We start from the raw sequence: 23,302 nt of genomic DNA on the forward strand, positions 1-23,302 counted from the left end.
GAAATGCTCGGCAGAGGCTTCACCGGTAGAGCCACTGCCGAGCATGGCTCGGCACTACGCTCCCTCCCTTGTCCAAGCCAAGGGGGAGGGCTGGGGAGGGGTAGCTTTGGCCATTGCCTGGTAAAGCCTTGCCGAGCATGGCTCGGCACTACCGGTGAACCAGCCTCCCGAGCGCCCAAAAAAGAAGCCCGGTCGGGGGAGGGCCGGGCTTCCAGCGGCGCGTGGGAGAGAGGTCACGCGCCATACAACACCACTACTTGTCGCTTGTTGCTGTGTCGCTTACCAGGTGAAGCGCGGGCCGACGAACCATTCCTTGTCGCCAGCCTTGGCCAGCTTCACTTCGCCGGTAAGGCCCCAGTTCGCGTTGAACTTGCCGGTGGCGCCGACGCGGCCGTAGAACTCGCCGTCCGGGTTGTAGCCGTTCTTCTTGCTGTAGTCCTCGTAGCCAGCCAGGGCATAGCCTTCGAAGTTCGGGGTGAAGGCGGTACGCACGCCGACTTCAGCGCTGTAACCGTTGAACTTCGGGCCGTACTCCAGATCCAGCTTCTGGTAGGCCGCACGGGCCAGCAGGTCGGTATTCGGGGCAACGGTGTAGTTGTAACCAACACCCAGGCGCCACTGGTCGACGTCAGCCTTGAACTTGTCGGTTTCCTGCGCGTTGTACTCACCGAACACATGGAAGTTCGGATGTACCGCAACCGAGCCCTTCACCGCCCAACCATCGGCGTCGCCGCCCTTGGTATCGGTGTTCGCATAGCCGCCTTCCACATAGTTGTAGGAAAGGCCATCGGCAGCCGAAGCGGCGAACGGCAGGGCGGCCAACAGGCCCAGAGCGATCAAAGAAGTCTTCATTTCGGCATTACCTCGTTATTGGTCTTGATCGTTACGGCCTGAATCTGTGGCCGTTCGATAGTTGTGAATTATCCGTTAGCCGACGGAATCCACCCTGAATATCAAACTGACCAGTACATAAATTAAGGTGAAGAAAAGGGAACTTCCCTCGTCCCGGTTCGACCGGCAAGCAAAGCCGTTGCCTCGGTTGTAGCCTTGGTCGTCGATTCAAAGGTCGAGGCGGCAACACCCATGGTGTCGGGCCGCTGACAATCCCCGGGGCATCATGTGGGCGCTTCCGACGCCGAGCGCTGCGTGGTCTGCAGAGAAGAAGGCCCAAATGGCGCTCGTCTTTCTCCACAAGGGACCAGGAAGATCTACCTGCGGCAGGGCAGGTCCGTCGAGCACCTGTTCTGAGGGCCACCAGGAAAGTAGTGCGTGGTCGATGCCCACGCGTTGCCTTGATCCAATTGGAGCAGGGTTGCCAATAGGGGGGGCGCCGCACGGTAGCGCTTCTGCAAAGGCATTCGTCTTGAGCCAAGCATGAGCAGTCGCGCCAATTCGAAGCAGCGCATCGCCATCGCCTGGAACGTGTCGACTAGATCCCGGCGGCTTCTGGACTCGCCTCCAGCGGTATCCGCACCTCCACACATGTCCCACTTTCAGGTGCCTCTTCCAGCACCAGCACGCCTCGCATCATTCGCGTGCGCTCCTCCATCGTGATCATCCCCAGCCCGAGCCGACGCGAGTGCCGCTCCCGCCGTGGCAGCCCCACTCCGTCATCGCAGATGCGCAACACAGCCAGATGTGCATCGGTACTGAGGGAGATCGTCGCCGACTCGGCCTGGGCGTGACGGACCACGTTGTGCAGGGCTTCCTGTGTGATGCGGAACAGATTGATCTTCTGCTCGGGGGTCAGGCTGTCTTCGGTCTCGGTACAGCCGATAAACGTCACCCGTGGCGGCCCGGAATGGGACTGGCACAGGCTCTCCAACGCAGAGGAGAGGGTGCTGAAGTGCAGGATGCTGGGGTGCAGGTCATGCGAAATCTGCCGCACACGTTCGGAAACCTCGCCCAGCTTCCACTGAAGAACGGAGAGGTTGCCTTGGTAAAGTCCGGGCAACTGCCGCCTGACATTGCTCAGTTGGATGGATACCGCTGCGATCGACTGATTGATGTCATCGTGCAGATCGCGGGCAATGCGCGCGCGCTCGTCTTCCTGCACCTTGATCAGGCGCTCGGCCATTACTGCGATGCGAGCGTCTGCTTGCTCCAGCGTAGTGCGCAGATGACGCCATTGCTCAGATATGACGACCATCATCAGCAGGCTCAACACCGCGACCAGTGCACCAATCTGGATGACGGTCACGGTGATGCTTTCTTCCCCGGGTGTGGCGTGCCCGCCCTTGGCGAAACCAAGCTGCAGGCAGCCCAGGGTTAGCATCAGTAGCGACAGGAATGCCGCATCGGCACCCCATAGAAACTGCACAAGCAACAACATGAAAAGCAGGCCGATCGCCAGCAGCGTGTGCACGGTGGCGCCGCTGGAGCTCAGATTGACCCACGCTATTGCAGCCAAGGCGATGAAGATTGCCGGCAGCGCAATCTGGCGTGGCGACAACCGCGGGCCACCGGCCGTAATGCGATACCTGAGGCTGACGCAGATGGGGACAAACAGCAGGAAGCCGAGCGCTTGCGCCAGGAAGTTGGAATGCCAGTAGGTTTGCCAAGGTGGAAGGCCGAGAGCGTTGCCCGCCAGCCAGTACAAGGTTGCGATCAAGGCCGGCAACAGCAGGCCGCAGCACACCACGAAGCGCAGTACCCATGCCGAGCGCTGCAGTGGGTTGGGCCCGCGCGGCGGCAGGGCCAAGTAGTGGCCGAAGGGAATAAGCAGCAGACAGTAAGTGATGTGCAACGGCAGATGAGCAAGAAACGCTACATCCATCCCGACTTGTGCCGAAATGCCGCCGGCCAAGACCGCGATGGCCCAGACGATGGCGCGCTTGCCATGGGTGGACAGTAGTACACACAGGAACATGGCGCCCAGCAAGTTCAGCCCCTGAGGGCTGGAAGATGCATTCCACAGGTCCATGGTGACCAGCTGCCCCATGGCGGCGGACACTGCTATGACTGCAGCCGGCACCAGGACGGCAGACTTGGGATCTGTCTGGGGCAAGGGGCCAGCGTCCAAGCGTGCGTGAGCGGGGGCTGGCGCACGCGCTGGATCAGTAAACTCGCTCATGGAGTTCGGTTGTGTTGGACCGCGGATGAAGTTAACACGCAATCCAAGCGGTGCTATCCACTTTCCGACACCTGACGGAGTGGCAGATGGAGACCAGTGCCTCATTTTCGGCCTCAGCGCCTTCGCGATGCGCGATGCGCGATGCGCGATGTTGATTCAGAGATATGGCAGGAGCGTGGCCATCACAGGAGTGCGGGCCAGCAGCCTGCGATACGACGGACGACGGAGGGTCCGTAAGATGGGTAGCAAACCCAAACCTGTGGCGGTTCACTCTGGATCGCGGCATGTAATCACTGGCGGTGCACGCCCGGGAAAATGTGAAGTCCATGTGATGACCATCGCGATGATCGCTCGTCGTGATCAGCGTCGGTGGCGAAGTCGCCATGTGGTCGAGTGTGGCCGATTGATGCAGCTTGCCGAGTAATAAGCGATGGATGTCTCCTTTTCCGCCAACTGGCAGGTGCTGCGTGTCGGCCGTGGCATGGCACGACGATGTTTGGATGCCGGACCTCGCCTGCGCAGCTTGGGCTGACAGCTTCTGGCACCTCAAGCCCGCCGGTACCTGCAACAGCATGCGCGCCCTGTCCGTTGTTGACAGCGCGTTGCGCTGGGGCGCTACGCTGCAGCAGTTCCCGTTCGCCAGTGCGGCATCGCAGCTGATCGTGGCATTCGTGGACGTGGTGGTGGCCTGCGTCACCGATGTCTCCGACGTGAACCTGCAGCTCCAGCATCGTTCGAGCGCGTCAGCCAAGGCTGAGTGGATCATCGAAGGTGTGGCGTTTCGGGGCGAGCAGGAAGCTGGATTCTTGGTGCACCGAGCTGGACTGTAGTCACGGTAACTTGAGCTGCTGATCAAGCTGATGCATGGCATGGGCACGTGCCGTTGGAGCAAGCTTTCCCGCTGACGTGCCTCGCACCGGGGCGCCGGGATCGCGATGGAGCCCGGTTCTGCCTGCAACGCTTCTCTGCCGATTGCCGGCATCTGTTTGAAGAACTGCCTTTTTAGCTGCTGGTGGCTATTTGCAGCTGTGTAGATTTTTGCAATAAGCAGCGCCTACACTCGGTACTGGGGATTTTACGCCGGCAGAATTCGCGCCAACCTGTCATTGACCAACGGACGTCCAGTTTTTTGAAGGAAGTCCCTGCTCCATGCGGAGTCACGATGTCCAGCCCACAAGTGCAAAAGCGAATACTTGTTGCAGACGACCACGTGCTCGTCGCCGAAGGAGTGGAGAGCTTGTTGCGCACGGCCGGCTACCCGGTGGTGCGAGTCGATACCGCTGAGCGGCTGCTGCGGCAGGTGCAGTCCGATGGCTTTACGCTGGTCATCTCGGATATCAGCATGCAGCAATCGAACGGCCTGGATGCCATGCGTCAGTTGTACGCAACCGGCCGGCAGGTGCCTTTCATCTTCCTCACCATGCATGCCGACCCATGGCTGGCCAGGGACGCGTTGCGGGCCGGCGCGATGGGCTACGTGCTGAAGTCCGCGGCGGGCGAAGAACTGCTGCGTGCGGTGGAGGAGGTCATCGCCGGTCGTCACTATGTGAGCCGCCACGCTGGCGGCACCGGTCATCGCCGGCGGCTCGTGCCGCATGCCATCACTCACCGACAAGCAGCGGCAGATCCTGAGCCAGGTGGCATTGGGTCTGCGCTCGAAGCAGATCGCATACTCACTTGGAATCTCTGTACGCACGGTGGAATCGCACAAATATGCGTTGATGCAGGCGTTCGGCGTGCACGGAACCATCGAGCTGGTGCGCCGTGCACACGAGCTTGGCCTGGTAGAAAGCGCCACGCGCCACTTGTAGCGATTTCGGGCGAAGCAGCCGCCGCATGATCGGTAGAAGTACTGAGGCGTGGCGAAAGCGAATGGGTCATCATGCGCCCACTGACCTTGCCAGCTGGTGGAGCGTTTTCCATGTCTTCCTCCCATCTGATCAAGATGACGCGCGCCCAACTCACCGCGATGGTTGTCGGCGGGATGATTGGTGCGGGCATCTTCTCCCTCCCACGTACATTTGCAGGTGCAACCGGCCCACTGGGTGCGTTGGTGGCTTGGCTGATCGCTGGTCTGGGCATGTATACGCTGGCGCGCGTCTTCCAGCTGCTGGCCGAACGCAAGCCAAACCTGGATGCCGGTGTGTTCGCTTATGCCAAGGAAGGGTTTGGTGACTATCCGGGCTTCCTCTCTGCATTTGGTTACTGGATCGGCAGCTGCATCGGCAATGTTTCCTACTGGGTGCTGATCAAGTCCACGCTCGGCGCGTTTTTTCCAGTATTCGGCAATGGCAACACCGTGGTGGCGATCCTGGTCGCGTCGATCGGTATCTGGCTGTTCCACTTCATGATCCTGCGCGGCGTGCAGCAGGCAGCGGCCATCAACAAGATCGTGACCATCGCCAAGGTCGTTCCGATCCTTGTGTTCCTGGCGATCATGGTCTTCGCGTTCCGTACGGATATGTTTACCCTCAATTTCTACGGTGGGGACCTGGAAGGCGGCATCTTTTCCCAGGTACGCGCCACCATGCTGGTGACCGTATTCGTGTTCCTCGGCATCGAGGGTGCCAGCGTCTATTCGCGTTATGCCAAGGATCGACGTGACGTTGGTTCGGCGACCGTCACCGGCTTCCTGGTGGTTACCACGCTGATGGTGCTGGTGACATTGCTGCCGTATGCGGTGGTGCCCCGCGCAGATATCGCCGCGATGCGCCAGCCCTCGATGGCCGCGCTGTTGGAAGCGGTGGTTGGACAGTGGGGCGCGATCTTCGTCAGCGTCGGCCTGCTGGTTTCTGTACTGGGCGCCTACCTGACCTGGTCGCTGATCTGCGCCGAGGTGCTGTCGGCCGCGGCGCGCACCCGCGACATGCCCAAGGTGTTCGCCCGGGAGAACGGCAATGGTGTGCCCTCGGCCGCTCTGTGGGCCACCAACATCATCGTCCAGCTGATTGTGATCAGCACCTATTGGTCGCGCGATGCCTTCAGCCTCATGCTGAACCTGACCAGCGCGATGTCCCTGATTCCCTTCTTCCTGGTGGCCGCCTATGGCCTGCAACTGACTCGGAAGGGTGAGGCCTACGATGTCTGGCCACAGGACAGGGGCAGGGATCTATTCCTGTGCGTGGCTGCCACCATCTACACGATTTTCCTGCTATGGGCTGGTGGCATCGAGTACATCGTGCTCTCGGCCGTGCTCTACGCCCCGGGCAGCCTGCTGTATCTGTGGGCGCGCCACGAGCAGGGGCGGAAGTTCATCGCAAGGCCTTCCGACGCCGTGATTCTGGCGCTGGCCATCATCGCAGCCTTGGTCGGCGTGTACTGGATCGCCACGGGGTATATCGAGATATGACGTGACGGGTAGGGGAGCGCGCGATCCTCCCATTGGAGGTCCGGCGGCTGCCCCGCCTTGAGTCAACCGTTCCGGTAGTCGGCTCGGGCATGTTTGACCTGCCTGCGGCTTTTTTGCATCACTGCTGCTGTCGGGCTTTCATCTGTTCATCCTGCGCGGCATCAAGAGAGCAGCGATGCGTGCAGCCCTGCATCAAGGCCGACGATACTTGAGTGCCTGCACGAAGCTGGTGTTATCGAGCTAGGTATTTCTACTGTTTTTTACCTAAAACAAGCCTTCATTCGTGTAGAGGCGACTAGGATGCAACCACCCCTTATCGTTGATGCGGAGTCTTCCATGTCCAGCGCACCGGTGTATGGCGTCCACTCTGAAGTTGGCATTCTCAGGAAGGTGATGGTGTGTTCTCCGGGCCTGGCACATATGCGGCTGACGCCACGCAACAAGGACAGCCTGCTGTTCGATGATGTGATCTGGGTGGACAACGCCAAGCGTGACCATTTCGATTTCATGTCGAAGATGCGCGACCGCGGTGTAGACGTAGTGGAAATGCACAACCTGTTGGCCGAGACCCTGGAGATCGATGACGCCCGCAATTGGATACTCGACCACCAGGTCAACGCCAACGAGGTGGGCTTGGAGTTCATGGCCGAGGTGCGCGCCTACCTGCAGGAGTTGCCGGCGCGCAGGCTGGCTGAAACGCTGATCGGCGGGTTGAGCGTGCTGGACCTGCCCGAGGACTTTGCGGGCCCAACCCTGCAGACGATGCGCGCGCTGCCCGAGTTGGTGGGCTATCTGCTGCCGCCGCTGCCCAACACCCTGTACACCCGCGATACCACATGCTGGATCTACCAGGGCGTGACCCTGAATCCGCTGTACTGGCCCGCACGTCGCGAAGAAACCATCTTGACGACGGCGATCTACAAGTTCCACCCAGATTTCGCCAAGGCGGATTTTCCCATCTGGTTCGGCGACCCTACCGTTGACCATGGCAATGCGACCCTGGAAGGGGGAGACGTACTCATCGCCGGTAATGGCATTGTGCTGGTCGGAATGAGCGAGCGTACCTCGCGCACGGCCATCACCCAACTGGCCCGGTCGCTGTTCCGCAGCGGCGCAGCCAAACGCATCATCGTGGCGGTGATGCCCAAGCTGCGCTCGGCCATGCACCTGGATACGGTATTCACCTTCGCCGACCGTGACGTGGTGACGGTGTTCCCCAGCATCGTCGATCAGATCCACCCGGTGTCGCTGTATCCCAGCGACAAGGAACCCGGCTTCGAGGTGGTGTTCGAGAAGCGCCACTTCAATGACGTTGTGGCTGAGGCGCTCGGCTTCCAGAAGCTGCGCATCGTTGAGTCTGGTGGTGACCGCTACGCAGCTGAGCGGTCACAGTGGGACAGCGGCAACAACCTGGTGGCGATCTCGCCTGGCGTGGTGGTGGCCTATGATCGCAGTACCGCCACGAATACAGGCCTGCGCAAGGAAGGCATCGAGGTGATCAGTATCGTCGGCGCGGAGCTTGGCCGTGGCCGTGGTGGCGGGCATTGCATGACCTGTCCGTTGATTCGCGATCCGGTGTAGTCCTGGGCCGGCCAGGGCGCTCCGCGACTGGCCCCTGTGCGCGGGGCGATATGGAGGTCACGGTGATGCATAGCCTGCGATGTGTGGTTTCGCCGATGCTGGCTGCGCCATTGCCGGTTGCGTGCGATCGCAGCACGGAGTTGCGGCCCGACATCCGCATGGCCGAGCAGCCACTGCGCGCTGCCGATGCCGATATCGGTGCCAGGCACGCGCTTCGGTTCCGTGCATCGCCCAGGCCGCGGCGCAGGCCACGCTGGTGGTGTGTGCGCAAGATCGCCATGGCGTCGGACCCAGGCCGTGCCTCGACGTGGCCGATCTCGAGCGCAGCCACTTCATTGTCGAACAGCGCCCGCTGCAACTGGGTGCTGATGCGCTGCAGGATGCCGTGAACCTGTATGTCGCCTTGGGGAGGCAGGCTCGAAAACGTTCCACGCAGACTGATTGTCCTTCTTCCACCTGAGGCATGCTGCCATGCACACGCTTGTTCGCGTCATCTGCTTTGCATCCTCGCTGGCACCCGCCTGTGCGCTGGCGCAGAGCCGCGATGCCGACCAGGATGCCGAGCTGAAACAACTGCGCGAGACGGTTGAGGTTCTGACCGCTCGCATCCATGCACTGGAAGCCAAGCAGGCACCAACGCCAACGGCGGAGGCATCGCCTGCGCTGACGATGCCGCCGGCGCTGAAGCTGGCCATTTCGCCCTTGCCGGCCCGTGAGTCGTTCGACGAGGACGATCAAGCCACGGCCCGCGCCGACAATGATGTGCCGACGGGATCAGACCTCGAAGGATTCTTCCCGATCCCCGGTACCGCTACGTGGATCCGGTTGGACGGCTACGCCAAGCTGGATGCGATGTGGGACAGTGGCGATGCCGGGGACGACGATCAGTTCATTGCCTCGGACATCCCGATTGATGGCGGTCGTGGCAAAAGCCGCTTCAACATGCACGCGCGACAGACCCGCTTTACCTTGGAAGCGCGCCGCGACACCGACCGAGGTCAGTTGCGCATGCTGCTGCAGAACGACTTCTTCGGCTCCGGTGGTAGCTACGGATACCGCCTGCGCCACGCCTGGGGCCAACTTGGGAATACGTATGTTGGCTTCGGGTGGTCGGCATTCATGGATCTGGATTCGGGCCCGGACCTGATCGACTTCGCTGGCCCGGGTGCATCGCCGTCTGCTCGAGTGGCCAGCATCCGCCAGTACTTCCCGCTGGGGAAGGGTAACCAGCTCCTGCTGGCCGCCGAGCATCATTCCCCCGAGTTGCAGCTGCCCGGGGCTACCCAGCAGCCCCGCAACGCCGCGCCCAGCCTTGTCGCTGCCGCACGCCACGAGGCCGACTGGGGCCATCTGCAACTGTCAGGTGTGATGCGCTACCTGGCCTACGACTCCGCCCGCGGCAGTGTCGAAGGGAGTGGTGGTGCCTACGCCGGCGGCCTGGCGCTGAGCGGATCATGGAATGCCGACAGCGGCGACTACTTCGTGTTCGGCGTCGTCGGCGGGCAGGGCATCGCCTCCTATCTCGGTGATCTGGGCGGTTTGAACCTGGACGGCGTGGTGGATGCGCGCGGTGACCTGCAGACGCTGCAGCAATATGGTGGCTGGGGGGGCTACAACCATCAATGGTCCGGCCGCTGGCGCTCAACCCTGACCTATAGCCAGTTGCGTCTGGAGCGCGACAACCTGCTTGCCGCGAGCATCTTCCGCCGTAGTGACTATGCGGCGGTGAACCTGATCTGGCAGCCAGCGCCGAGTTGGAGCTGGGGCGCGGAGCTGCTGTATGGAAAGCTGGAGCAACAGGATGGCACCAGCGCCGATGTGTTCCGCGTGCAGACCGCACTGAAATACGACTTCATACGGTGATCGACGATGCATCCAGTTCTTCGCCCCGCTCTCCTGCGCCTCGCCCTGCTGGCCACAGCAACATGTGCCTCGCCCTTGGCGATCGCCCAGAACGCCACCCTGGGCTCGCTGCTGGATGAGCCACAAAGCGCGGGATTGGGTGGCCTGGTGCGGGTCGAGGCCTCGCCTTACAAGGGCGCCGATCAGCGCGTGGACCTGCTGCCGTTGTATCTGTACGAAGGGGATCGTTTCTTCCTGCGTTCCAACAGCGCGGGTATCAAACTGACCCAGCGCGAGGACCGGGGGCTGGAGTTGTTCGTGGAGCGCAGGCTGGAGGGCTATCCGGAGGACGAGACGCCGCCGATCCTGGATGGCATGCGCCCGCGGAACAGTGAGGCCGATCTTGGCGTGCGTCTGTATTGGAAGCACGACGCACATTCGCTGGACCTGACGGTACGGCAGGATATCTCCAACACCTCCAAGGGCAGCGAAGTCCGCTCTGCCTATGGCTACATCTGGCGCGGTGAGGGTTGGGCGCTGCAGCCGGTGCTGAGCCTGCAATGGCGCAGCGCCAAACTCAATGACTACTACTTCGGCGTGGAGCAGGACGAGGCGGACATCCCGAGGCCTGCCTATGCGGCCGGTTCCGGGTTGGACGTCACCGCCGGGTTATACGGTCGCAGGCGCGTGCTGCAGAACTGGAGCGTGCTCGGTGGTGCTTACCTGACCAGGCATTCCAGCGCTATCCGCAACAGCCCATTGGCCAAGGACGATGTGCAATGGGGCACCATGCTTGGCGCGTCCTACGATTTCGGCAATGGTGATGTCGCCTGGCACAAGCCGCAGACTCCGACCTGGGTGAAGGTATTCTACGGCCGCGATTCGGCGGACGGCTGCCACATGATCAAGATCATGACCTTCAGTTGCACCCGCCTCAACTCCGACGATCCTACCGACATCTGGGGCGTGCACATCGGCCGCCCCTTCGTCTCTCGCCTCAATGGCTGGCCGATGGACCTGGTCGGCTATGTCGGCCTCCTGCGCCATGAGGAGCGCGGCATCCAGCCCGATGCCTGGCAGATCGATGCCTACATGAAGGCCTTCTACTACGGCTTCCCGTGGTCGCATCGCGTCGATACCCGCATCGGCTTCGGCTTCGGCCTGTCGTACGCCGAGCGCGTGCCACATACCGAAGTGGAGTCACAGGCGCGTCGCGAACGCAACACCTCAAAGCTGCTGAACTACCTGGACCCCAGCATCGATGTCAGTGTAGGCGACATCATCGGCAACCCGCGATTGCACGACCTCTACCTCGGCGTGGGGATCTCGCACCGCTCTGGCATCTTTGGTTCGGCGCGCATGCTCGGTACCGTCGACGGTGGTTCGAACTACATCTACGTCTACCTGGAAGGCGCTTTATGACCGTCAGATGTGCCGACCATGCGGATGTGACCACGGCGCTGTAGCAAGGCAATGCCGACGTTGGCCGATCACATCGCCAGAAGCGCCAGCCAAGCTCCAACACGACACGATGCAGATGCACGTCTGGCCCACGCCACGCCGACCACCGGTATGAAGGCGGCTACCGGTACAAACAGGCCTGATACCGATGGCGTCCATCGTTTGCCGCCGCCATCGAGGCGCAGTGCCAGCCCGATGAGTGGGAGCACCTGCACTGCCAGAACTTCGACCAGGGTCGATGCGAAAGCTTGAAGCTCGCCAAGCCGTTCAAGATGCAATGCGTGAACCTGCAGCGATGTACGGAGCGCGTGAATGGGGTGTCGTCCGTGCTGTTCTGCGAACCTGGCTGTTACGCGCTGGCGGCTCGCACTGATTCGCGTACACCCTTCAAGGGAAATGGTCATGCCAACAGCGCCGATGCTTCGCCGAGGAGTTTCATCAGCGATGAAGGAAATGGCGATTTTCGGCGGTTATCGCTGATCTGGTTTCTCAGTTGAAATGCGGATGCTCATGGTGGTAATCAAACCCCTGATTCGGGATTAATCCCATTCTTCTGCCCAGGAGCGATGCCGATAATCCTGTCACCGATGTTGTGTTGGATCCGCCGGGCCAAAGCCTTCAATGCAAGCAGGCGCACGTATGGTGGCGTTTGAAAACACGGAACCACTACGTCACGGGGCTGTTCCCTTGGCATGGATCGATGCAGCAGGAACGCGAACCTTGAGCTGGAGGCTGAGGCTTTGCGTGATACATGGATCGCCAGATGGTCTTGGCCTGTAGGCAACATCAAGCGGGAATTGAATACAGCAAGTTGGAACGTCTCCACTCCCTTGATTGGGACGTTCCTGCGAAAGGCCAGGCTCGGCGATTGACGCTGTCTTGCCCAGCCTCTCGCGATGAGACAGACCCTTGTCGGCAACGACCCCAGCAGTGGTGCTGGAGGCCGCATCACCGTGCGCGCGAGGCAGTGCATGACCAATCCGCTGCTTTCTGACGCCAGACGCACAGTCGCTTCAAGGCGGTTGCATGGTTGATTCAAGTAAATGGAGGCAACAAATGGACGCAGTGAGTTATGGCGGGATGCGGCAGACGGCAAGCGTCGACCATTCCGATGTGTATGCGGTTGGCAGCGTACCTGTGATCGAGGCGATCATCGATGATCAGGGCAGCAGTACGGGAAATATCGGAAATGGTGGCTATACCGATGATGGCCGTCCGGAGATTACAGGCAAGGGCAACCCCGGTGATCTTGTCCATATCTACGATGGTTACGAACTGCTGGGACGTGTCCGGATTGCGGCAGATGGTATCTGGGCGTTCACGCCGTCTTTCCCGCTGTCTGACGGCAGGCACAGCATCAGCATCCTGCACGAGTACGAGGATGGTGACGTCAGCGATCTGTCCGCACCGTATGTGATCTTCGTTGACAAGGTTGCTCCCGAGGCACCGTCCATCAGTGAGGTGTTGGACGATGTCGGCCCGCACACCGGCGCGATTGGCAATGGCGGTGGAACGGATGACACCCTGCCTACGTTGTCGGGCAAAGGCGAGGCTGGCTCTACCGTCACCATCATCGACAACGGTCAGGTGATTGGCGAGGTGCGGGTCGCCGATGACGGCAGCTGGGTGTTCACGCCCGATGTCGAGCTTGCCGATGGTCAGCATGAGTTCGAAGTCGTAACGACCGATCAGGCTGGCAATGCGTCCGACCATTCGGAGAAACACATCATCGTGGTCAAGGCAGCTGTGCCCACGCAGATCGCCACCGTCACCGCGATGGGCAAGGATTCGGGCGCGAGCAGCAGTGACTGGCTCACCAACGACGGTACTGCAGGACGCCTGATGCAGGGTTCACTCAGCGCGCAGCTCGCTGCCGATGAACGTCTGTGGGTTTCCACCGACGACGGCGTCAGCTGGAGCGTGGCTTCGGTGAATGGCCTCAGCTGGGTCGTACAGGACAACAACAGCCACGATGGCAATTGGTCGATCCAGACCAAGGTTGTGAATGACGCGGGGCGCAGCGGTGAAGTGGAATCGCGAGATGTGTTCCTCGATACCCTGGCGCCGGATGCACCCACAAAGCTCAGCGTCGACGGTTTCTACTTGACCGTGGCCTTCAAGCCGGCCGGCGTGTCCGCTGGCGATATCGTCAGTGTGGTACTGGATGGACAGCGCTTCGAACACGCACTTACCGTCAAGGAGGTGGCTGCGGGAAGCGTGCGGATCGCGCCCGGCTTCTCCGTCGCCAGTGGCGATGTCATGGCCGCCATCATCGACAGGGCGGGTAACAGCTCAAAGTACCGTGACATGGGCGACAACAAACTCATCGACTTCAACAGTGCCGGCTATGTGAACCTCAACAAGGGGCAAAGCACGATCTATAACGGTCTGCGGATCACTTCCGAGGTTGATCATGATGTCTCGGAGATACCTGACGCGATCACTGGACTGACCAGTTATGATCCGGCGGTCTTTACCGGTATGAAGATCGGTGTCACCGGGCGCACCCGTATCGACTTCACCGAAGGTCCGGTCTCCGAGCTCCGGTTCCTGGTGACCAACCTGCAGGCTGGCCACTTTGATCCCTCGGTGGTCAAGTTCTATACGGCCAGTGGTGCGTTGGTCGGACAGTTGTCGCTATCCGCGTACTGGCCGGATTCCTTGACTGCTTCGTTCAAGGCACCAGCCGGGCAGGACTTTTCGTATATGGTCGTCAGCACCGGCTACAAGGTGCCCGGCTACACGGGTATAGGCTCTTGGGACTGGATCGGCCTGGATGATTTCCAGATACGCAGCGGCGCCAGTGAGCTCAATGTGCTCACCAACCAGTCGATCGATGGCAAGCTTGGCGCCTATCATGGCGGTGACGAGGACAACGTGTTCTCGCTGGCCAATGTCGCCAACCTGATGGCGGCCAGCAGTGGCGGGGTTTCCGGTGGCGCAGGTGTGGACACGATCAAGCTCACTGGCGCCAATCAGCAATTGGATCTTGCGACGTTGAAGGACAGGATCGATTCGATCGAGATTCTCGATATCACCGGCACCGGGAACAACAGCTTGGGCTTGTCGTTGCAGGATGTGCTTGCCAATGGCCAGGTTGACTTGTTCCACCAAGGTGCGAAGCAGACTGTGCAGATGATGGTGAAGGGAAACGCTGGCGACGTGGTCATGCTGGATGATCTGCTCGGTGCCGGTGGCCCGGACCTCGGCGACTGGGCTTCAACGGGCAAGCAGTACATCGGTGGTGCTTCTTACGTGATCTATCAGCACTCTGGTATGGATGCCGAGCTGTTGGTGCAGGATACGGTTCGGGTTGAACTGATCTGAGGCGTGCTGCGAGCTGTCGCCCTCGGCGAAGACGACCGGTAGGCTGTCATGAAACAGGAGAACGGCACCTTGCGGTGCCGTTTTCCGTGTATTCGATCAAGCGAAGGATTGTGCCCTTGCCAGCGCATCAACGCGCGGCAGCCACCATCAAAGCCGAACTGTCCACACTTTTCACGCCCTTGATGGCCTTGGCAGCGGCAATGGCACGATCCGCTTCGACCTTGCTGGCGACGGTGCCACTCAATGCGACCACGCCGTTGACGGTCTCCACCTTGATCTCCATGCCGGACACATCCTTGGTGGTCAGCAACTCGGCCTTCACCTTGGTGGTGATCCAGGTATCGGTGCCGGGCTGTTCGGACTCATGACCTTGGGCGGTTTGACCTGCGGCCTGCACGGTGAGGGCAGTGCCTGCGCAGCCAAGGGCGATCATGCCTGCGAACAGCAGTTGCTTCATCTTGCGGGTATCCATGTCGTGTCTCCGATCAGAGCAACGATGCTCCAACTGCAGCTTGCACCCCGGGCGATTAAGCGGATGCCTGTATCCGGTGATGAGCAGGTGCAGGAAACGCAAAGGTAGCGTAACGCGGGAGTCGTGCTGCACATCGCGGATCAGGCAATCATCAGATCCCAGGGCAGGTTGGAGTCACGGAACTTGAAACGGTAGCCATCGAAATCGATCTGCTTGGCGATGTTGCCGTGCTCATCGATCATCGTATGGAAGCAGACATCGCTCAGCCCCATGGTGGCGACGCGGCGGCCATCGCTGCTGCCCTTGGCGATATTCCTGGATTCGGTAGCTAGCAGGGTCACCAATCGACGTTGGCGACCAGGCCCTTCAAGGAAAAACGTGATCTTGTCCAATGGACTTCTCCGGTAGGTGATCCCCTGATCTGGCTGTACAGCTATAGCCGGGATCGTGAACAGGCAGCAATGCGTGAATACGCATAAACGGATAGTGCTGCGCATTACGCGAACTGCATTGTGGCGTTGCTGTGTGCTGCGTCGCCTTGTGCCACGCAGCGTTAACAATCACCAAGGCACGACCGACAGCGCGATGACGGCGGTGAGGACGGCGATGCCGATCAGTATGATGCTGCGCTGGCTGAGCCTCCTGCGCTTCATACATGCTCCATTGCATTGCAGGCAGTGATGCCGACTATTGCTATAGCACGGCCATCAGCAACGGCAGCGAAACAGGAGCCACCAGCTATCTGTGGGAGCGGCGTAAGCCGCGAAGCTCACGCTGCTTCCGTTGCAGCCGAATCCGGCATCACCAGATTGCTATGCGCGATCGTCGTTCGGGCCCTGCAACACGATCGTCGTCCTCAAGGCGTCTACGCCAACACCATCACTCAACAACCGGAAGCATGATGTAGCTGGGATGCTCGCTGCTGTTCCAGATACGCTGCGTGGCCTTTCGGTAGTCACCGGGCTGGGCGAAGAAGATGTTGTCCACGTAGCTTTGTGGATTGCGGTCGTAGAGCGGGAACAGGCTGGACTGTACCTGCACCATCAAACGGTGCCCGGGTTGCAGGGTCTGGTTCACGTTGGGCAGATCGAAGCTGTAGGTCTGCGGTACATCCGGCGTGATCGGCTTGGGCTGGCTGAAACTCTCACGGTAGCGGCCGCGGAAGATGGTCACCGCAAGCGGCAGCTGGTAACCGGCCATCTTCGGGTTGTCAGGATAGTGATCGGGATAGACGTCGATCAACTTCACTACCCAGTCGCTGTCGCTGCCGGACGTGGACGCACTGAGCTGCACCTGCGGAATGCCGGCCAGCGTCATCGGCTTGTCCAGCACCGGGCCGGTATAGGTGAGCACGTCGGTGCGACCATCGACGAAACGTTGATCGCGGACGAGCCACGTCGTCCAGACATCACGGTCGCCCATGTTGACCGGGCGCGGCACGAAGGGAACAGGCTTGGCCGGATCGGAAGTGTACTCGGCGTACTGCGCAAGGCTGGTGGCGCTGTTGAAGCCCAGCTGCGTGTCGGTGTTGAGATAGAGTCTGCGTGCGTTGACGGTGCAGCCTTGCCTGCAGCTGTGTGGCCAGTTGTTGTAGGTGTCCCAACGGTTGCTGCCGGCGTTGTACACCCACACCGGTGGCGTGTTGGCGACCGGCGCGCCGTCCTTGAGGTATTGATCGAAGAACGGCTTGAGCACATCACGTCGCCACTGCAGGGCGGTGTCGCCATTGAAGTCCAGTGCGCCCAGCGAACTGCCGTTGTAATTGGCGCCGCTGTGCCGCCACGGCCCGATCACCAGGAAGTTGCGCGTGTTGTCATGGTCCTTGGGTTCCAGTGCGGCCCAGGCGGTATGCGCACCATAGATGTCTTCCTGATCCCACAGGCCTTGTTCCCACATGGTGGGAACACTGATCCCAGGCAGCTTGGCCAATAACTTGTCCAGCGCCTGCTGCTGCCAGAAGGCGTCGTAGGCTGGGTGTTCGCTGACCTTGTGCCAGGCTGGTATCTGTTCCAGCCCCAGTGTCTTGGCGAAGGCGCCCACCGAGCCTGCCTGCAGGAAGCTGCTGTAGTCGTCGCCGGTCGGCATGGCGATTTTCGCGCCAGCGCCGCGTGCAGTCATCTACCCGCTGAAGTAGCCAAGGTTCACCTGACGGTAGGCGCCGTGCTGGAACCAGTCATCGCCCATCCAGCCGTCGACCATCGGGCTTTCCGGCGCAGCGACTTTCAGTGCGGGGTGCGGATCCAGCAAGGCCATCACCACCGTGAAGCCTTCGTAGGAAGAACCGAGCATGCCTACCTTGCCGTTGGACTCGGGTAGATGCTTCACCAACCAGTCGATGCTGTCCCAGGCATCGGTGCTGTGATCGATCTTGCTTGGGTTGAGTGGACCGCGTGGTGGTCGCGTCATCACGTAGTCGCCTTCCGATCCGTACTTGCCGCGTACATCCTGGAAAACGCGGATATAACCGTCCTCGGCGAACACCGTGTCGCCCTGGGCGACGGCATCGACCAAACGTGTCGCGCCCGGTGTGCGATCAACCCGGCCGGCTGCGTTGTACGGCGTGCGCGTGAACAGGATCGGCGCGTTGTGCGCACCCTTGGGAATCATGATGACGGTGTACAGCTTGACCCCGTCGCGCATCGGGATCATCACCTCGCGCTTGTCGAAGTCACGGGCGGGCTGCGGAGCGATGAAATTCTTGCCGGTGATGTCCGGCGTCATCGGTGAGACCTGGGCGGTGGCCGGCATCGTCATGCCCACGCAGATGATGGTGGCGATGGCTGCTGCCAGCGTCAGGGTCCGCATTGCGCCTACCTCAAGTGCCTGGGTAAACGCTGACGCTATGCCTGTGTAGTGCGGGTTACACATGGCAAAGGTCATGGAGTCGTTGAAGTGACAGAGGAAGCGAGGCAAAAGCGACCCCTCCCAAACCCTCCCCTGCGCTACGCGCAATGGAGGGGGCATAAGCGGCGCTGCGTTGGTCTGACAGTGCGCGGCAAACAGCTGCCTCCCTTGCGCGTAGCGCAGGGAAGGGGGTACAAGCGGTGCTGCGTTGGTCTGACAGGGCGCGGCAAACAGCTCCCTCCCTTGCGCGTAGCGCAGGGGAGGGTTTGGGAGGGGTGCTTTTGAGCTTTTTGCTTTTGATCTTGCCAGCAGCCAGAAACAGCTCAGGGCCCATCACCCAGCAAGCAACTCCACATGTTCCCCGGCAGGCCCACGCAGGCTGCGTCGCTCACCAACGTCCTGAACCATCCAACCAGCCTCCGCCAGCACAGCAGCATCCACCGCCGGCAAGCGCAGCCCCAGGCTGTACTGACCCGCATGCCGCAGCGTGGGTGAAGCAGGCAGATCCACTTGGTCAATCTCAACCATGCACTGCCCGGGCATCGGTACCACCGCTACCGGGTAGCGTCCGTCCAAGGCCTTGCCGTAGGCACGATTGAGCACGGTGATCCTGGTATCGAAGGCCCAGCCTTTGGCGCCCAGCAACGCAGACCAGGCACGTTGCGAGGCATCACGATCCGGCGTGGTCATCACCCCGATGAAGGTGCTTGCAACCGTCGCGTCCGTCATCGGCAGGTCGAACGGCGGTACCGGCGCCTTGATCTGGGTGAGGTAGAGCAGTTCGCCGCACGGTCCAAGCACTTGCGCGGCGCGGATGGCATCGCTCAGCTCCAGGTTGGCGGCTGGACCCAGAACCTTGAATGGAGGCTGCAAGCCGGCGGCCAGCGAATCGATATCGCCAACCAGCACTTCCAGCGACAACCAGCCATGGCGGAACATGGGTTCGGCAACGATTGCCTGTGGGTCTTCAATCACCCGCAGCACCGGCTCGTCTGCGCTGTTGGCCAGCCAGGCCAGCGGCGCGCCGATCAGGTCCGTCAGATCAAGTGCGGCGGCATCCTCGGAGCTCAGTGTCCCGCGCTGCCGCACCTGCATAGCCAACTGCGTGACATAGGCATCGCAGACCTGCTGCAGGTCCGGCGCAATCAGGGTCGCATGGATGATGCCCCGTTTTAAATGCGGCGCGTTCATGTGCGCCGCTCCGCCGCCAGCTTGCGCTCCAGCCACGGCATCAGTCCGCCGCCGGCAACGATCGCCATCAACTCGGTGGGAATCTTCTCGCAGTCGAATTCGCGACCCGTGCTGTGATTGATGATGCGTCCCTCCACCGGCAGTACTTCCAATTCGTCGCCGCGCGATGCTTCAAGCGTCGCACAAACCAGCGCGGGAACGCCGAGATTCAGTGCGTTGCGATAGAAGATGCGTGCGAATGACCTGGCGATGATTGCGCCTACGCCGAGTTCAGCCAGTGCCTGTACCGCTTGTTCGCGCGAGGAACCAATACCGAAGGATTCACCACCGACCACGATGTCGCCGCGGCGTACTTCGCTGGCGAAGGCCGGGTCCACTGCTTCCAGGCAGTGGCTGGCGAGCACGCTCATTGGTTCGCGCATGTAAGGGCCGGGCGCCAGCACATCGGTATCGATGCGGTCGCCAAACACGAAGGCCTTGCCACGGACGTTCAAACGTTCTCTCCCAGCAATCCGCGTGGATCGCAGATTTCGCCCTTCACCGCAGCGGCAGCGACACTGTATGGCGAGCCCAGGTAGACCTGTGCCTCGGCCGAGCCCATGCGGCCCTTGAAGTTGCGCGCGGTGGTGGACATGCAGATTTCACCGCTGCTGAGCATGCCTGCGCCCATGCCGGCGCAGGCGCCGCAGCCGGACGGCAGCAGGATCGCGCCAGCTTCGGTCAGTGTCGCCAAGGTGCCCTCGGCTGCCGCCTGTGCCGTCATCGCCACCGAGGCTGGCGCGATCAGCAAACGTGTGCCCTTGGCGACCTTGTGGCCCTTCAGTACTTCGGCAGCCATGCGCAGGTCGGTCAGTTTGGCGCCGGTGCAGGCGCCAATGTATGCCTGGTCGATGTGCACTTTGCCATGCTCGCCGACCGGGCGGCTGTTGGCCGGGCTGTGCGGTGCGGCCACATGTGGCGCGATCTGCGCGGCGTCGTAACGATGATGGTGCAGGTAATTGGCGCCAACGTCGCTGCGCCACTGCGCCAGCTCACCGTGGAAGGGCTTGCCGGCCTGTTCCAGCGCAGCAAGGGTGGTTGCGTCCGGTTCGACGATGCCGGTTTCGGCGCCGAGTTCGGCGGCCATGTTGCACAGGGTCAGGCGCTCGTGCATCGGCATCGCCTGCACCGCGCTGCCACCGTATTCGAACACCTGGCCTTCGTTGCCCATGCCATGTTGGCCGCACAGCATCAGCATCACGTCCTTGGCGCTGACGCCGCGGCCGAGTACGCCGTCCAACTGCACGCGGGTGGTCTGCGGCACGCGCAACCAGACTTCGCCGGTGACCAGCGCGCCGGTGATGTCGGTGGCGCCCATGCCGACCATGAAGGCGCCAAAGGCGCCACCGCTTGGCGAATGTGAGTCACCGCCGACGCAGAACATGCCTGGCTTCACATGACCGTGTTCCTGCAGCACCACGTGGCAGATGCCGAGCATGTCGTAATGGGTAACGCCCTGCGCCTGCGCCCACTTGCGGGTCAGTGCGAGGATATCGGCGCTTTCCATGTCCACGGCGGGTACGAAGTGATCGGAGACCACCACCACCTTGTCCGGGTCCCACACCTTGGCGCCGAGCTTTTCCAGCCGTGAGGCGACCCGGCGCGGCCCGCCGGAGTCATGCATCATCAGCAGGTCGAGCCTGGCGGTGAGGATCTCGCCAGCGCGCACCGTTTCGCGCCCACAGGCACGGGCGAGGATCTTTTCTGCAAGGGTTGCAGCGGGGCCTGCACTCACGGTGGTACTCAAGCGCTCGCCTCCGGGTGATCGGTTTCGTAGTCCATGCGCATCTGGTAGCGCAGCTGGTCGGGGCGGTATTGGATTTCCAGCAGATCCTGCAGCTGCTGGTCGGCATTGAAGGAACGCCTGTCCAGCGTCATCACCGCCTGCCCGGTCGACATCTGCAGGTGCATCGCCGCCAATGCGTCGACGCGGGTGGCGGAAACGGTCTGCTGAACTTTCATCACCTCGATGCCACAGCGGCGGAACAACTCGATGCGCGAGCCATAGGCAAGGTTCTCGGCGTTGAACTCAGGGTGTTCGGTGCGGGTCCAGCTGGCGTAGTAGCCGAACGGTTGGCCGTGGCGGCTGCGCACGCGCACGCAGCGCACCAGCGTCTGTGCGGGTCCAGTGCCGAACAGGTCGCGGACCGGCTGCGGTGGCAGCACGCGTTCCCAGCCGAGCAGGCGGACCTGGGTATTGCCGGCCAGCGTATCCAGGCTGTGCAGCAGTTCGCCCAAGGGTGTCTTCAATGGCATCGGGATGGTCGAGCTGCGCGCGCCGCCGCCAACCACGCGGGTACCGCGGCCACGCTGGCGCACCAGCAGCCCGTCGCTGGCCAGCAACTGCAGCGCCTGGCGCACGGTGACGCGCGAGATGCGCAGGCGCCGGGCCAGTTCCTCTTCGCGAGGCAGTTGCTCGCCGTCGCCGATCTCGCCGCGCTCGATCAAACCGCGCAGGAAGCCCTGCAACTGGTGGTAGAGCGGCGCATGCACGTCGCGGCGGAGGATGCCTTCCAGGGATTGTGTTGTGAACGGGTCCATGGCGTGGGTCCGGCCGGCTGGCGATAATCTTAATGATATATCTATATAACTATATTTGGGGCCGACTGCAATCGGCTCGCGGGGCTATATCCGCCGCCCGGTCTGTGCCATTCTTTGTCCGGACATTAGTCCAGTGCCATGCGTTCCCCGTTCACCCTTTCGCAGCAGGTGTACCGATGAAACGTTTCTACCCGTGGCTGATCTGCATCGTGGCCATGCTGATGTTGGCGATCTCCAATGGCATGACCATGACCGGCATCACCGCCTTCGATCCGTCGCTGCTGGACGAGTTCGGCTGGAGCCGTGGCCAGCTCAAGTTCCGCGACATGTTCAACCTGTTGCTGGCGGCGCTGATGTCACCCTTTGTCGGCGCCTTGATCGACCGCGTCGGTGTACGCAGTCTGGCCCTGTTCGGCAGCCTGCTGCTGGCAGTGCTGTACGCCGCCTACTCACAGGTGCACTCCATCACCCACGTGTACCTGATCCATGTCGGCTTTGCCGCGGTAGTGGTCAGCAGTGGCCTGTGCGTGGCGGTGATCATGGTGTCGCAATGGTTCCAGACGCGGCGCGGTACGGCGCTGGGAATTGCGCTGGTGGGGAGCAGCCTGGGCGGAATGCTGGTGCCCAAGATCATCATCGGCTTGCTGCCGGAGCATGGTTGGCGCGGCAGCTTCCTGCTGATGGCGGTGATACCCGTGGCCCTGTTCGTGCTCTGCCTGGCGTTGGTCCGCTCGCCCGGTGGCAGCGGCCTGCGCCCCTGGGGAGATGGCCAGGCAAGCGACAACAGCACGCCGGGCCGTGCCAGCAGCTTGCCGGACCTGGGGTACCGGCAGGCACTGCGTACCCGCACGTTCTGGGCATTGGCCGTGGTGGCGGTGACCACGTTCTGGGGAATCATGTCGCTGTCCTCGCACCTGATCCTCAACATGAAGGACCTGGGCTTCAGCGGCGAGCAGGCGGGAGATGGCATGTTCCTGCTGTTCGGCCTGGGCATGGTCGGCAAGTTCCTGTTTGGCTTCCTCGCCGACATGACGACCTCGAAGAAAGTATTCGTCTGCAACGTTGCGCTGATGGCGCTGGGCTCGATGATCATCGCCCTGCAGCAGCGCGAGCTGCTGTGGAGTGGTCTGATCGTGATGGGCCTGGGCTGGGGTGGCCTGTACGCGATCCTGCAGCTGCAGATCGTCGAGGCATTCGGGCTCAGCGCCGCTGGCAAGATCCTCGGCACGATCTCGTTGATGGACGCTACGTCTGCCGGGCTCGGCATCTGGCTGACCGCGGTGATGTTCGATCACTTCGGTAACTACCACGTTGCGTTCACGGTGATCGCGGTGCTGGTGGCGATTGGTCTGTTGGCCTCGTTCTTCGTGCGCGATGAGCGGCGGCTGGCGTTTGCAGGAGCAGCGGGCGAGGGTGCAAATGCGGATTCTCCCTTGGCGCGTGGAGTGGCTTGAGGGCTGAGCCATAACCGAAGGTGCCGGTATCTGTTGTGGGAGCGGCGTAAGCCGCGAAGCTGATGTTCCAGAAGCGCACGGCATACAGGCGGTCTGAAGATGTGCTTGCTTCGCGGCTTACGCCGCTC

General features: G+C 61.7%; 18 protein-coding genes and 1 pseudogene. 10 read left to right on the plus strand and 9 right to left on the minus strand.

Translation table 11 applies throughout. The annotated features are described in order from the left end of the window. Positions 1-279 precede the first annotated feature (279 nt). The gene (locus QMX78_RS11125) at positions 280-852 is read right to left on the minus strand and encodes an Ax21 family protein (protein WP_282269443.1); all 573 of its coding nucleotides are present in this window, start codon (positions 850-852) and stop codon (positions 280-282) included. 577 nt (positions 853-1,429) lie between these two features. Next, positions 1,430-2,953: an ATP-binding protein gene (locus QMX78_RS11130; RefSeq protein ID WP_282269445.1), complete on the minus strand. Its 1,524-nt coding sequence runs from the start codon at positions 2,951-2,953 to the stop codon at positions 1,430-1,432. Positions 2,954-3,573: 620 nt separating this feature from the next. Between QMX78_RS11130 and QMX78_RS11135 the strand changes: the two genes are divergently transcribed. The 9 genes from QMX78_RS11135 (at position 3,574) to QMX78_RS11175 (ending at position 14,633) form a co-directional block, all read left to right on the plus strand. Then, positions 3,574-3,903, plus strand: a complete 330-nt coding sequence (locus QMX78_RS11135; protein WP_282269447.1) for a hypothetical protein — start codon at positions 3,574-3,576, stop codon at positions 3,901-3,903. A gap of 332 nt (positions 3,904-4,235) precedes the next feature. Then, entirely contained in the window at positions 4,236-4,913 is a 678-nt protein-coding gene (locus tag QMX78_RS11140) for a response regulator transcription factor (RefSeq protein ID WP_282269449.1), read from the plus strand. 81 nt (positions 4,914-4,994) lie between these two features. Continuing rightward, positions 4,995-6,422 (plus strand): basic amino acid/polyamine antiporter, encoded by a 1,428-nt coding sequence (locus QMX78_RS11145; protein WP_282269451.1) that lies wholly within the window; start codon positions 4,995-4,997, stop codon positions 6,420-6,422. Between the two features lie 336 nt (positions 6,423-6,758). Beyond that, complete coding sequence (gene arcA / locus QMX78_RS11150; protein ID WP_282269453.1) at positions 6,759-8,003, plus strand: arginine deiminase; 1,245 nt, start codon at positions 6,759-6,761, stop codon at positions 8,001-8,003. Between the two features lie 65 nt (positions 8,004-8,068). Then, positions 8,069-8,392: a hypothetical protein gene (locus tag QMX78_RS11155; protein WP_282269455.1), complete on the plus strand. Its 324-nt coding sequence runs from the start codon at positions 8,069-8,071 to the stop codon at positions 8,390-8,392. Positions 8,393-8,474: 82 nt separating this feature from the next. Then, a complete protein-coding gene (locus QMX78_RS11160) occupies positions 8,475-9,866 on the plus strand; it encodes a DcaP family trimeric outer membrane transporter (RefSeq protein ID WP_282269457.1) in 1,392 nt (463 codons plus the stop codon). 6 nt (positions 9,867-9,872) lie between these two features. Then, on the plus strand, positions 9,873-11,267 hold the full coding sequence (locus QMX78_RS11165) for a MipA/OmpV family protein (RefSeq protein WP_282269459.1): 1,395 nt from the start codon (positions 9,873-9,875) through the stop codon (positions 11,265-11,267). A gap of 287 nt (positions 11,268-11,554) precedes the next feature. Further along, positions 11,555-11,803, plus strand: a complete 249-nt coding sequence (locus QMX78_RS11170) for a hypothetical protein (RefSeq protein ID WP_282269461.1) — start codon at positions 11,555-11,557, stop codon at positions 11,801-11,803. A gap of 559 nt (positions 11,804-12,362) precedes the next feature. Further along, complete coding sequence (locus tag QMX78_RS11175; RefSeq protein ID WP_282269463.1) at positions 12,363-14,633, plus strand: Ig-like domain-containing protein; 2,271 nt, start codon at positions 12,363-12,365, stop codon at positions 14,631-14,633. 127 nt (positions 14,634-14,760) lie between these two features. Here the strand turns inward: QMX78_RS11175 and QMX78_RS11180 are convergent, their stop codons facing one another. The 7 genes and pseudogenes from QMX78_RS11180 to QMX78_RS11210 form a co-directional block, all read right to left on the minus strand. After that, entirely contained in the window at positions 14,761-15,105 is a 345-nt protein-coding gene (locus QMX78_RS11180; RefSeq protein WP_282269465.1) for a BON domain-containing protein, read from the minus strand. A gap of 140 nt (positions 15,106-15,245) precedes the next feature. After that, the gene (locus QMX78_RS11185) at positions 15,246-15,497 is read right to left on the minus strand and encodes a hypothetical protein (RefSeq protein ID WP_282269467.1); all 252 of its coding nucleotides are present in this window, start codon (positions 15,495-15,497) and stop codon (positions 15,246-15,248) included. Positions 15,498-15,984: 487 nt separating this feature from the next. Then, positions 15,985-17,859 (minus strand): annotated as a pseudogene (locus tag QMX78_RS11190) (CocE/NonD family hydrolase). Positions 17,860-18,282: 423 nt separating this feature from the next. Beyond that, on the minus strand, positions 18,283-19,140 hold the full coding sequence (locus QMX78_RS11195) for a hypothetical protein (protein WP_282269469.1): 858 nt from the start codon (positions 19,138-19,140) through the stop codon (positions 18,283-18,285). Next, positions 19,137-19,634 carry a 3-isopropylmalate dehydratase gene (locus QMX78_RS11200; protein ID WP_282269471.1) on the minus strand — a complete coding sequence of 166 codons (498 nt, stop codon included), beginning with the start codon at positions 19,632-19,634 and terminating at the stop codon, positions 19,137-19,139. The genes QMX78_RS11195 and QMX78_RS11200 overlap by 4 nt, the downstream gene beginning before the upstream one ends. Beyond that, positions 19,631-20,914, minus strand: a complete 1,284-nt coding sequence (locus QMX78_RS11205; RefSeq protein ID WP_282269472.1) for a 3-isopropylmalate dehydratase large subunit — start codon at positions 20,912-20,914, stop codon at positions 19,631-19,633. The genes QMX78_RS11200 and QMX78_RS11205 overlap by 4 nt, the downstream gene beginning before the upstream one ends. Positions 20,915-20,922: 8 nt before the next feature. Further along, the gene (locus QMX78_RS11210; RefSeq protein ID WP_282269473.1) at positions 20,923-21,720 is read right to left on the minus strand and encodes a GntR family transcriptional regulator; all 798 of its coding nucleotides are present in this window, start codon (positions 21,718-21,720) and stop codon (positions 20,923-20,925) included. Positions 21,721-21,896: 176 nt separating this feature from the next. Here QMX78_RS11210 and QMX78_RS11215 point away from each other — a divergent pair, with 176 nt between their 5' ends. Further along, positions 21,897-23,174: an MFS transporter gene (locus tag QMX78_RS11215; protein WP_282269474.1), complete on the plus strand. Its 1,278-nt coding sequence runs from the start codon at positions 21,897-21,899 to the stop codon at positions 23,172-23,174. Positions 23,175-23,302 lie beyond the last annotated feature (128 nt).

Origin of the sequence: Stenotrophomonas sp. PS02298 (assembly GCF_029959445.1) — a bacterium.
Lineage (GTDB): Bacteria > Pseudomonadota > Gammaproteobacteria > Xanthomonadales > Xanthomonadaceae > Stenotrophomonas.